This is a genomic window from Bacillus sp. DU-106 (assembly GCF_004799705.1).
In the GTDB taxonomy this organism is placed as follows: domain Bacteria; phylum Bacillota; class Bacilli; order Bacillales; family Bacillaceae_G; genus Bacillus_A; species Bacillus_A cereus.
On record NZ_CP026607.1, the window covers coordinates 2,419,104 to 2,432,586 of the forward strand.

Here is a 13,483-nt window from a genome sequence, read left to right on the forward strand (position 1 = left end):
GTTTGAAGAAAAGAGTTCATTATTCAAAAGAAATAAAGTAGAAAGTAAGTAAAACAAAATATGGATTTTTTACTTAATAAGATTTTAGTAGTTAAGCGGTGCATTTGGCTTCTATAAAAATTTGTAGTTGGATCATGTTCTGTCTACAAAACTACATTACATAAAAAAACACGTTACTATTCTCATTAAAATATAAGAATAGTAACGTGTTTTTTGGTTTGGAAAAAGCATAAATCCTATAGTTCATGAATCTGGGAGTGCTTCTAATCTGCCATTGATGAGTTACTGAAAACATTTTGTTTTAATGGAAGTTTCACTCTAAATGACAACATGAGATTTCCGATATTTACCAGGTGTTTCATTGGTGAATTTTTTAAAAATTTTAGTGAAATAACTTTGATCGCTAAAATTAAGCGAAGCGCATATGTCTGATAAAGGATAGGTGGTGAAAGTTAATAATTTCTTTGCTTCTTCGATTCGTTCACGTTGAATGTACTCAATTAATGAAATACCGACTTCTTTTTTAAATAATATAGATAAATAATCTGAATTCACATTTGCAAATTTAGCAACTTGTTTAACAGATATTGGATTGTAAATATTTTTAAAAATGTAGTTTTTGCAAATAGCAATAGTCTGTGAATGTTGCTGTGTTTTTTGTGCCTTTACACGGTCTGCAAAGGTACAAAAAGCATTTTTTAATAAATCCCAAACAGATTCTTTGTCTTTTAAATCTTCTGTTCTTTGAATATGTAAATCATAAATTTTGTAAGCAATCCCAGATGGAAGTCCCCCTTTTATCGCATATCTAGTAGCGAGCGTGATGGATGAAATACAAATGTTTTTATGACGTCTTAATTGATGGAATGAAGATAAAGATGAAAGAGTCTCTTGTTGGAATTCGTAATAATATTTGAGTACGGTTTCTTTATCCCCGTGTTCTATAGAACTAAGTAGTTGCTGCTCTATATATAAATTATGATAAATGGATTCGTCTTTTTGCATTGAAATATATACATCTTCGTTTAAGATGCTGCTATGACTTATATGAAGTGAGTCACTGTTATTTGAAAAGGTGCTTACATCTGAATTTTTTTTATAGAGAATGTTATAGAACAATATCGCTATATTTACAAAGAAATTTTGATCTTTGACTGACAATGAAAAATAATGGTCTCTTGTTCTTTTATAATTTGGAATAAAATTAAGGTTACTATCCGCTTTACTTGTAGAAGAATTCACATGTGTCAAGGGCCCAATAATAACAGTACCGTTCACCATATAATCGCTCTTTATGTGAATTAAAATAAAGTGCCCTAGATATTCGTGAGTTCTGAAGATGGGGGAATTATATGTATCATTTCTCTGAAAAAGCATATGTAACTCTTCTATTTTTGATGTATATAACGAATGTGAATCATTTTTTGATTTAAATTCTAAAAGAATATTTTTGTTACAATCTAAAAAACAAACTGGAATTTCGAAAGATTGAAAAAACATATTGCAAATGTACTCTATCTCAACTAGACTGAGTTTTTTAGTCATATTCTTCCTCCTTACAGTTATGCGTAATAGTTAAATAAACATATATTCCTTTTTCATAAGTAGATACGGAAAACCTTTATCAATAAAAAATATAAATAAAAGTTATAAACTTCTAAGAATAATACCATAATTTAACATGAATAGCACATATTATTTGAATATACAGGTAATAGTTTTGGACAGTAACGTAAAATATGAATCGTCACACTTATTTGTTGGTTATTACTTATATGTATTAAAAAATGATTAAGATTGGATTTTAAATCGGGATAGGAAGTGAGAAATGAATAGATTGACAGTAAGTGAATAGTCGAAATTAGCGGTGAAAGCTATTATGTAACAAATGTAATGATTCTTGAAATAGGGATATACGTGTAATTTAGGGGAGAAAATTACATATATCATGTGGAGAGACAACGTAATAATAGAAGATAAGAAAAGTGAATAAGTGATTGTAAACAATGGATTGTTGGACGACTATGTTTTATGTTATTCGTTTAAATCTGATACTTGGCACACTATTGCTTTTAAGAAGGTAATAGTAATAAAGAAATTTTTAAAATGATAGAAGTAGTAAAGGGGATAAGAGAAATGAAAAAAATATTTAGTGTGCTTTTAGTGTTATTCTTAACATTTTCTACATGGTCTAGTGTATTAGTAAAGGCAGATTCACCATCTAAAGGTACTTTAACGATTCATAAGTATGAACAAGAAAAAGATGGAGCGCAGGGACTAGAAGGTGACGGTTCTGCAAATCAAGAGGTGCCAAAGGATGTGAAACCATTAAAAGGTGTAACGTTTGAAGTAAAAAGGGTTGCTTCTTTTGAAAAAATTTCAAACGATGGGAAAATCGTAAAAGAAGACGTGAAACCTGTAATGGGAGCCACTCCAAATCAAGTAGTAACAGATGATAACGGACAAGCTGTATTAAAAGATCTTCCGCTAGGACGTTATGAGGTGAAAGAAGTGGCAGGACCTCCACATGTTAATCTAAATCCCAATACGTATACAGTGGATATTCCATTAACAAATAAAGAGGGTAAGGTGCTAAACTATGATGTTCACATGTATCCCAAAAATGAGATTAAACGTGGTGCAGTGGATTTAATAAAAACTGGTGTAAATGAAAAAGCATTAGCAGGTGCAGTATTCTCTTTATTTAAAAAAGACGGTACAGAAGTGAAAAAAGAGTTAGTAACAGATGCTAATGGTCATATTCGCGTGCAAGGATTGGTGTATGGAGAATACTATTTCCAAGAAACAAAAGCTCCGAAAGGCTATGTAATAGATCCAACTAAACGTGAGTTTTTTGTTAAGAACTCCGGAACAATTAATGAAGATGGAACTATTACTTCTGGTACAGTAGTTAAATTAGAAGTGAAAAACTATGAAGAACCAACAATTGATAAAAAGATTAACGGAAAATTGGAAGCGTTACCAATCAATCCGTTAACTAATTATAATTATGATATTAAAACATTAATTCCAGAAGACATTAAGGAATATAAAAAATATGTGGTAACAGATACTTTGGATAATCGTTTAGTGATTCAAGGAAAGCCAATCGTGAAAATTGATGGAGCAGAAGTAAATGCAAGCATTGTAGAGGTAGCTATAGAAGGTCAAAAAGTAACAGCTACAGTAAAAGATTTCACAAAATTAGATGGTAAAAAAGAATTTCATTTGCAAATTAAATCTCAAGTAAAAGAAGGAGTACCATCTGGTTCGGAAATTTTCAATACAGCAAAAATACATTTTTCAAATAAAAATGATGTAATTGGAGAAAAGGAATCTAAACCCGTAGTTGTTATTCCGACAACTGGAATAATTGAGTTAACAAAAATTGATGGTGCTAATAAGAATAAATTAAAAGGTGCAGAGTTTGTACTTAAAGATAATAATGGAAAAATAGTTGTCGTAGCAGGAAAAGAAGTAACAGGTGTATCAGATGAAAATGGTGTTATTAAATGGTCTAACATTCCATATGGAGACTATCAAATTTTTGAAACGAAAGCACCAACATATACAAAAGAAGATGGTACAAAAGCATCTTATCAATTATTAAAAGACCCCATTGATGTAAAGATTAGTGAAAATAATCAAACAGTTAAATTGACGATTGAAAATAATAAAAGTGGATGGATTCTTCCGGTAACGGGTGGTATAGGAACGACTCTTTTTACTGTAATAGGCCTTACTTTAATGCTTACAGCGGCATTTGTTTTCTTTAGAAAAAAGTTTGCTAGAAATTAAGATTTTAGGAACATGTAACCATATGAAAAGGGGAGAAGCAAAATGCTTTCCTCTTTTCGATATTTAAGCGTATACAGAGGTGGAAATATGAAACGAAATCTTGTTTTGGGAGGTATTTTCTTATTTGGATTAGGTATTTTTTTATATCCTACTATTAGTAATTGGTTGGCGACCCGTGCACATTATTCTGAGATTAGCTCTTACGATAAGAAGATTAAAGCATTACAAAAGAAAGAAGTCGAACGTAGGGAAAAAGAAGCAGCCGAATATAATAAACAAGTTCAAACTTCTGCGAAAACATTTACAGATCCATTTTCTGAAAAAAAAAGTAATCATCAAGCGTATGCTGATGCGTTAAATTTAGGAGATGTAATGGGGTATATTGAAATATCGAAAATTAATATAAAACTGCCAATCTATCAAGGGACCTCTGAGGAAGTATTAAGTCGCGGGATAGGTCATTTAGATTTTTCTTCGCTCCCGGTAGGTGGAGAAAATACGCACACTATTTTAACAGGGCATCGTGGTTTACCATCAGCAAAATTATTTACAGATTTAGATAAGTTGAGTGAAGGAGATCTTTTTTATATTCATTCTTTAGACAAAGTTCTTGCTTATAAAGTAGATCAAATTAAAGTAGTGTTACCACACGAAATGGAAGATCTACAAATTGTAGAAAATAAAGATTATACAACTTTAATTACGTGTACGCCTTATGGAGTAAACACCAATAGATTGCTAGTTCGAGGTGAGCGTGTGGAGTTAAACGAGAAAGAAAAACAAAAAGTGAGTACAGAGATATTTATGTTTAATAAGTGGACTGTAATAGTTCCACTCCTATTGTTATGTGTGTTTATAGTCGTAATTTATAAGAAAAGGTTTACTCGATAGAATGTATGTATTTATCCTGCATTAATGGGAAGTGGGACCGTAAATTCAGAGATAAGTAAAGAAGGTATATAGGGGATTGAAGTAAATCATCATTAATAAAAATTTCATTTTATTCGACTATAGAAAAAATACGGTAAAGGTGGGAACAAAGGAATTGAGGCTACGATTAAAGCTGGTAAGTATTCATTTTATTGTTTTGTTAATGTTAAGTGTAAGTTTTGTCATATATGTACCAAAAGAAGTATATGGATCCACGACAAACTTAGAAGGTCTAGGTGATATATCGCGCTATAATGCTGTTGTCTTTGGTAACCATAAAGCAATAGGTGGCGACATTGAAGGAGCAATTGCAGTTCAAGGTGATATGGATGCATCGGGGTATACAATTGTAGGTGCTGCAGCGGGAACATCTAATATAGTAGGTGAAAAATGGGTTGATGAGGGATATCCGTCCTTGTTATTGTCTGGAAAATTTAAGAAATCAAGAGAAGAATCTTTTATCATTCAAAACGGAATAGTCGTAATGACAAAAGAGAGTGATCCAGATCGCATCATACAATCCTCTTATGATCGTATCGTTTATAAAGAAAAACTAGAAATTGACGCGAAATTTAATGAATTTCGCAATATAGTGAACCAAGTCAGTAAAAATGCAGGTCAATATAAAACAAATACCCCAATTCCAAATATGAGTCATGGAATCGGAAAAGATATAAACAATCCTAATATTTATGTTTCATCAGAATTGACAGGGAAAATTAATTTAGATATAAGAGATGTATTTTTACCGAGTGCTAAGGACAAAGATTTTATTGTTATGTATTCGGATGCAACAGAGGTTACATTTAAAAATGGGTCTATTCTATATGACACGAACAATATTGGAAGGGCTACAGATATAGTTCCTACATCACAACCATATTCTCCTAATTCCCCGTTTACTGAGCTATATGGGAAAGTGATTTGGGTTTTTCCAAATGCGAAAAAAATTATAACAGAGGGATATGGTGTCGTTGGTAGTGTGTTTGCCCCCAATGCTGTATTAGAAACAAAAGGCGGTTCGATTAATGGACAAGCATTTGTCGGTGCGGTACAACAAACTGGTGGATTTGAATTTCACAATTTCAAATTTAACTGGCAACATTGGAACAAGCCTAGTACAGGAAAAATAAAAATAAAAAAGGTTGATAGTAATAATGTTAATAAAAAATTGATCGGAGCAAAGTTTCATATAGAAGATTCAAATAAAAAAGTAGTTGGAGAACTAGTAACAAATGAAGAAGGAGAAGCGATATCAAAAGACTTACCAAAAGGAAACTATACCCTTGTAGAAATAGAAGCGCCAAAAGACTATGAATTATTAAAAGATAAAATAGCTGTAAAAGTAGAAAAAGATGCAGTAGTAGAAATTAAAATAGGAAATAAGAAATTGCCAGATCCAATGGGAAAAATGAAGTTAGTGAAAGTAGACATAAGTGATAAAAATAAAAAGCTAGCAGGGGCAAAGTTTCATATAGAAGATTCAAAAGGAAAAATAGTTGGAGAACTAGTAACAAATGAAGAAGGAGAAGTAATATCAAAAGACTTACCAATAGGAAACTATACCTTAGTGGAAGTAGAAGCACCTAAAGGTTACGAATTATTAAAAGAAAAAATAACTGTAAAAATAGAAAAAGATGCAGTAGTAGAAATTAAAATAGGAAATAAGAAATTGCCAGATCCAATGGGGAAAATGAAGCTTGTGAAAGTAGACATAAGTGATAAAAATAAAAAACTAGCAGGGGCAAAGTTTCATATAGAAGATTCAAAAGGAAAAATAGTTGGAGAACTAGTAACAAATGAAGAAGGAGAAGTAGTATCAAAAGACTTACCAATAGGAAATTATACCTTAGTGGAAGTAGAAGCACCTAAAGGTTACGAATTATTAAAAGAAAAAATAACTGTAAAAGTAGAAAAAGATGCAGTAGTAGAAATTAAAATAGGAAATAAGAAATTACCAGATCCGACTGGACAATTTGAAATTGAGAAAGTTGATGATAAGGATATCAATTTAAAACTACAAGGCGCTATATTTCAAGTCTTAGATAAAGAGGGTAAAGAAGTGGCTAGATTAACAACGGATGAAAAAGGAAAGGTGATTTCCAGTCAATTAGTACTTGGAAAATATACGATAAAAGAAATAAAAGCGCCAAACGGATATATGTTACTTAGGGATCCAATAGAAATAGAAATTACAGAAGCAGTAAAGACACAAAAAATAACAGTGAAAAATGCGAAGAATAATTGGGTAATTCCTAATACTGGTGGGAGCGGAACAACAATTTTTTACGTAATTGGTATTATGCTAATGTTTGGTGTGCTATATTTCTGTAAGAAAAATCGTATATTATGAACTAATTTTATAGAGTTAGACAGATTGTTACGTTAGAGAGTTTTTAGGACATGAGTTCGGTATTGTACTGGACTCATGGTACTAAATTTGTTAAAGGAGGAAGGATAATAGTAAACATAGAATATATTAATGAATTAAAATGTTTAAGAGGTGAACATGGTGGCAATAAAACAAGACGAAATTAAAGTAGTTGTCGGAGCTGGAGTGTTTAATAATAATCCAGGTTGGATTCAAACGCAAGAAGATGAACTTAACTTACTAGATAAAGCTACGTGGGAAGAAAGATTTGAATACAACTCTATTTCAGCTATTTTAGCTGAGCATGTATGGGAACACCTTACTTTTGAAGAAGGTGTAAGAGCAGCTGAAATTTGTTATGAATTTTTAAAACCATCTGGTCATATTCGGTGCGGAGTCCCTGATGCATTCTTTCAGGATGAGGCATATCAAAATATAGTTCAAATAGGGGGCCCCGGTCCGAAAGATCATCCAGCAGCAAGTCATAAAATCGTTCATAATTATATAACATTAACGAAAATGTTTGAAACTGCTGGATTCGAGGTAGTTTTACTTGAATATTGTGATGAAAATGGTACTCTTTTACTTCTTAAAGAGTACATTCATGAATTAACAGATCATACACCGAGAGATGTAGCTGGTTGGCATATTTGTTTAAATCTTTTTTCTTTCGTTTTAGAAGGAGAAGAGAAAGAATTTTCTAAAGATGAATGGCAACAGTGGTTTGAAATATACAAGGATAAGATTCATGAAGTGAGAGGATAATTGCATAATAGGTAATATTCATTATGTAATTATTATATTGTAAAAATGCTTTTGTGAATAAATAAGAATAGAGGTTAATATGAAAGTAAATCAATTAATTGCTAATAACATAAATAAATTAGATGCAACTATACCGTTTAATAAATCGTTTGGAATTGCTGGTTTATCTGGATCGGGTAAAACAACTTTTTGCCAAACAATTGGTGAAGAATCAAAAAAACGATTAGTTTCTTTATTACCAAAGGCTGAATATCAATATTTATTTCCTAACATTATGGAAACAAATTTTAGTGCCATTAAGATGGAAGAAATGCCTTTAGTACTTTTTCTAGGAAAATCATCGATTTCGTCTAATCCGCGTTCAACGATTGGTACTCATACTGGTGTTTTTACAGAGGTTCGGGAAAAACTTGCTGAAGTATTTAATCTTTCTCCAGAGGTCTTTTCATTTAATAATCAATTAGGCTGGTGTACTGGTTGTAAAGGCCGTGGTACTACAAAAAATGTTGAGTGTAAAAAATGTAAGGGAAAACGTTATAGTGAAGAAATTGAACAACATGAAATTGATTTGTTGGCCAAGCCACATTCAATTTCAAATATTAATGATTTAAGTGTTGAATCTATTCTTTCACTAGCAAAAGAGTTAAATATTAGTGAAGAAAAACAGCATATACTGCAAAATATTATTAATATGAACATTGGTTATTTAACATTAAATCGAATTATGGGTACGTTATCAGGTGGAGAGTTAACACGACTTTATTTGGCCGAATTCATGGCAGTAAGTGAAAATGCTGTAATTATTATTGATGAGATTTCAGTTGGACTTGATCATGAAACTTTATTACAAATTTTAGAAGAGATTAAACGATTAGGGTGTAAAAATCAAATTTGGCTTATTGATCATTCAGATACAGTACTAGATACATCTGATGAGCAATTATTCTTTGGACCTGGTAGCGGAAAATATGGCGGGAAAATTGTGAAAGAATCACCAAGACCAAAGTCAATACTGTGGGATCGAAATAAAGAAATACCAACAGAATATTATACATTCTATGATTTATATTGCCGTAATATCCAAATGGAGGAGTTTCAAATTCCTAAAAACAGGCTTGTAACGGTTACAGGAGAATCAGGATGTGGGAAATCTACACTTGTCAATGAATGTCTAGCTACAGATTTCTTGAAAAGATATCCAAAAGATAAATTAGTTATGGTGGGACAAGACCGAAATCAATCAATTACAAGTCGATCAACTGTAGCAACTTTCCTAGATATTAAAAAGAAACTAACAAAGTATAGTGAAGACATTGATGATATTTTTGAGCGCTCGATTGAGGATATTATTGATGAACTTCCAAATGAAGATATCGCTTATAAACGTTTGAGCCTACTAATTAAATTAGGACTTGGCTATTTAACATTAGAGAGAAAAACACAAACATTATCGACAGGTGAGTTTCAATGTGTTCATTTAGTTTCGGAATTATTTGCAAACACTAGAAATCCACATACATTATTCATTTTTGATGAGCCTTCAAAAGGTTTATCACAAAATATTTTAAATCAATTTATCGATAGTATTAGAGGTATTCTGCAAGATGAATCAGTTTCTATCATTATGATTGAGCATAATCGTTACATGTTAGAAAGCTCTGATTATATAGTTGATTTTGGAAAAAGGCAGAATGAATCTGTAGAGCATTTGGATGTTGTTAATCATGAGGATTACTATCGTCAAAAAAGTAATGTGAATAGCACAAAGAAAATAAATATCTCTTCAATGCTTAAGCAGAAAAAAGGAGTTCACTATTTAGAAGAAAATCATATTAACTATTTTAAAAATGCCGAAAATGTTTATAAGGGCGGTATTTTAAAAAGTTTATCATCAATGGCTAGGTTAATTTATGGTGAATATGAATCTGATACAATCGCACCTGTTATTGCTATTGATCTTGAAAGACATTTATATAGTCAATATAGTTTCTTATATGAGATTGGTGGATTAATTAATCATATTGTAGCTACTCATCCAATTAATAAAGATACGAGAAGTTTTGATTTCTATTCACAGGACAATCATTGTCCATCTTGTTCTGGACGTCTTCAAATTGAAGTTTTTGATAAAGATATTGCCATTCAAGATAAAAGTGTTCCATTTTGGGATGGGCTATTCGATCCAGAAATCATGAAGGTATTAAAATTTTATCAGCATGAAAAAATAGAATTTCTATTCGAAGAAATAAAAAATGAGATTGGTCACGATTTGTCAAAGAGCTATAATGATATGTCAGAAGAAGAAAAGCATACGTTTTGGTACGGATATTTTGAAAAATCATTTTATGATAAAAAAGGAAAGACACGCAGAACATGGGTAGGATTTAATACAATTATTGGTGGATATATTGTTATTTCAAAAGCACCTATTAAAGAAGAAATTAAGAGTTCAAAAAAAATGATGAAATGTCCAATTTGTGAGGGGACGGTTTTAAATCATCATAAGCCACTTAAATTTGGTAACGTAGATATTCGTGAAATAATCAATCAGCCTATTAATAAAGTATTGAAAACAGTTGGTGATTTACCGGCACTTGTTAAATTGAAGTCTATTGTTGGTGGCGATATGGTATTGACAGAAGATGTTTCTTTATTGCCAAGAAAAGCACAAGTTGCACTGAAGATGTTTGAATTAGAACAAGCAAGCTTTTCAAACTATGAAATGGTGTTACAAAATGTCTTACCATTCTGGGGCGAAATAAAAGGAAATATCGAATCCATTAGTATTAATAATCAAGTAACTGTTTGTGATTTCCCTAATGTTTATGAAACGAGAGAAACCATTATAGATAAGTATTTCACAAATGGTAAATATAAAAAACTTACGTATGTATACGAAGCGTTTGGATACAAAAAATTAGTTACCCAAATTAATAAAATTAAAAAGAGTAATCCATGTCCATTTTGTAAAGGTAAGAAAGTGATAACCGAAGATAATCTACATGATGGTGTCTTTAAACTAACAATTCCATGTGTAACTTGTAATGCAAGTGGTATTAATGACGAAGGGTTAAAAGAAGTTGTTGAGGGCGTGGATGTACAAACGTGGTTAACTGGAAAAGTAAGTGATGTTGTGAATGAAAGCTTATTAACAGAAGCTGTTGGACAAATACCAATTTTTAATCGCATACGTGAGTTGGATAAACGAGATATGATGGCGGTTTATGAATGTCTTGAGAAAAATAACTAGTGATGGATTGTCAATTGCAGTAGTCATAAAAATAGGAATATAGGTTTTTAATTATATAAATATAACATGTTAAATTGTTATTTAAATCGTTAAAAATAGTTGACCCTCACACAATGTCATTGTTTAAGATAAAGTTGAGCTTCAAAGTAGATGTAACTTATAGGAGGAAATCATGTTTAAAATAGGGGATTTTTCAAAACTATCTTCCATTAGTATACGAATGTTGAGACACTACGATAAAGTGGAATTACTACAACCAGTAAAAGTCGATGAGCAGAGTGGATATCGATTTTATTCAGCAGACCAATTAAAAAAAGTAAATCAAATTCAAACGTTAAAAGCTATGGGGTTTAATATTGCTACCATCAAAGAAATAATAGAATGCGATAATATAGATAGCATAAAAGAGCAATTTTTAAATCGTAGTGCTCAAATTAAAGAAGACATGAATAACCTCCAAAAACAATTACGTCTCCTCGAAGACTCAATGAAAATGATGAGAGAGGATGTTGTTGAGATGAATTATCATGTTTCAATAAAAGAAATTCCAGAAAGAACTGTAGCTAGTGTTAGAAAGATTATTCCATCGTATAATTGCGAAGGTGATTTATGGAGTGTATTAATGCAAGAAATTCAAATGAAAAATATTAGTATTGCCCAACCGAGTTATAGTATTGCGGTTTTCCATGATCGTGAATACAAAGAAAATGATGTAGATATAGAAATACAGCTAAGTATTCTAGGTAAGCACGAAAATACAAAAGACGTTACATTTAAAAATATGGAATCGACTAATGTAGCTTCTATAACAGTTAATGGAAGTTATGAACAGATGACAGCTGTAAATGAGGCTGCGGCAAAATGGATTGAGACAGAGGGTTACAAATTAGCAGGCCCGATGTTTAATATTTATCATGTGAGCCCAGCGATGGAAGCGGATCCTAATAAGTGGGTTACAGAAGTTTGTTATCCAATAAACAAATAAGTAATAAAAAAGGCATGTTTTATGCCTTTTTTATTTTATGAATATCTCAAAATATATAATTTTTCCTCTTTACAGTTTTCGTATCGGACTACATAAGGCAATAAATACTTCAATTATTTTAGTAAAAGCAGCTAAAGCAAATATAAATACAGGATTGTAGGCTGAAATAATTCCACCTACTAATGCCCCCAATGGCATAGATAATCGTGTAAGTACACGAGAAAAACCTAAAACACGTCCTTGCAAATTGGATGGAACAGTTTCCTGCCGAATTGATGTAACAATCGTATTCCATGTGATATTACATGTCATCGCGATTCCGAAAGCAATTCCGGGAGCGAGCCAATATGTACTCCACAAAGCAAATGTTAATCCAAGCGCTCCCAAAAATAGGAGTAAAGGAATAAGTATACCACGTCGAAATTTCTTTTCTAAAGGAACGGCAATTAAGCTTCCTAAAAGCCCACCTATTCCTATTAAAGTATAATTATAACCACTTTGTGCGGAGGTAAGATTTAATGTCGATAATAAATAATACATAAGTACACCTAAAACAGCACTTGCTCCAAAGTTACCTACCATAGCTTGAAGTGACAAAGCTATATTTAACCGATCATTTATGAGCCATTTAAATCCATCAAACAAATCATTTAGTACATTTTGCAATGTCTTTTTATCAGTATTCTTTTTATTTAAGTTTTTCATAGAAGGTAATATAATCACAGCAATTAATGTAGCAATGAATGAAAGAACATTAATCCAAAGTACTTGAAAGCCGCCAATAAAAGATATGAAAAGCCCAGCTATGATTGGACCAAACAAACTAGCCAATTGATTAACCATTTGATATAAAGAATTAGCCTTCGTTAATGATGCACCTGCGATGTGTGGAATGACTGTAACTGTTGTTACATCAAAAAGCATGGACATAACTGCTAAGATAAAAGTAATTACGTATAAATGCCAGACTTCTAATAGATGTAATGCATGTAAAATTGGTACGAGACTTACTAAAATAATATTGGTAATATCCGCCATCCAAAGTAACTTTTTTCGATCATATCGATCAACTAGTACACCAACTAAAGGGCCAAATAAAACGATTGGCAATACGTTAACAGCAAATAAAGAACTCATAATTACAGCTGAACCAGTTAATTGATAGGCAATCCAAGGCAGTGCAAAAGTATATAGTGAATCCCCGATTCGTGAAATGAGTAAACCAAAAATAAAAATCTTGTATTCTTTTGAAAAAGTTGTCTTGACAGTTAATCTTCGTTCTTGTACAAATTTCACAATTGTATGACCTCCCTTTTTTATAGAGGAATTTGAAAATAATCCGTCCAATATGTATTAAATATAGAATTCTGTAAGAAGTTGTTGA

7 protein-coding genes and 1 pseudogene are annotated in these 13,483 nt (G+C 31.5%); 6 read left to right on the forward strand and 2 right to left on the reverse strand.

Annotated elements, in window-relative coordinates:
* Positions 1-318: 318 nt before the first annotated feature.
* Positions 319-1,545, reverse strand: coding sequence for a helix-turn-helix domain-containing protein (locus tag C3Y97_RS12350; RefSeq protein ID WP_000162828.1), 1,227 nt, complete (start codon positions 1,543-1,545; stop codon positions 319-321).
* A gap of 591 nt (positions 1,546-2,136) precedes the next feature.
* Here C3Y97_RS12350 and C3Y97_RS12355 point away from each other — a divergent pair.
* From C3Y97_RS12355 to C3Y97_RS12380, 6 genes and pseudogenes are all read left to right on the forward strand, one after another.
* Positions 2,137-3,798 (forward strand): SpaA isopeptide-forming pilin-related protein, encoded by a 1,662-nt coding sequence (locus tag C3Y97_RS12355; protein WP_075677047.1) that lies wholly within the window; start codon positions 2,137-2,139, stop codon positions 3,796-3,798.
* 87 nt (positions 3,799-3,885) lie between these two features.
* Entirely contained in the window at positions 3,886-4,689 is an 804-nt protein-coding gene (locus C3Y97_RS12360) for a class C sortase (RefSeq protein ID WP_168732378.1), read from the forward strand.
* Between the two features lie 154 nt (positions 4,690-4,843).
* Positions 4,844-7,081, forward strand: coding sequence for an MSCRAMM family protein (locus C3Y97_RS12365; RefSeq protein WP_075677050.1), 2,238 nt, complete (start codon positions 4,844-4,846; stop codon positions 7,079-7,081).
* Positions 7,082-7,237: 156 nt separating this feature from the next.
* Positions 7,238-7,675: pseudogene (locus C3Y97_RS12370) on the forward strand (class I SAM-dependent methyltransferase); the annotation flags it as partial.
* Positions 7,676-7,943: 268 nt separating this feature from the next.
* The gene (locus C3Y97_RS12375; RefSeq protein ID WP_121868534.1) at positions 7,944-11,114 is read left to right on the forward strand and encodes an ATP-binding cassette domain-containing protein; all 3,171 of its coding nucleotides are present in this window, start codon (positions 7,944-7,946) and stop codon (positions 11,112-11,114) included.
* Between the two features lie 172 nt (positions 11,115-11,286).
* On the forward strand, positions 11,287-12,099 hold the full coding sequence (locus tag C3Y97_RS12380) for a MerR family transcriptional regulator (RefSeq protein ID WP_000472617.1): 813 nt from the start codon (positions 11,287-11,289) through the stop codon (positions 12,097-12,099).
* Positions 12,100-12,168: 69 nt separating this feature from the next.
* Here the strand turns inward: C3Y97_RS12380 and C3Y97_RS12385 are convergent, their stop codons facing one another.
* Positions 12,169-13,395, reverse strand: a complete 1,227-nt coding sequence (locus C3Y97_RS12385; RefSeq protein ID WP_136363412.1) for an MFS transporter — start codon at positions 13,393-13,395, stop codon at positions 12,169-12,171.
* Between the last annotated feature and the right edge of the window lie 88 nt (positions 13,396-13,483).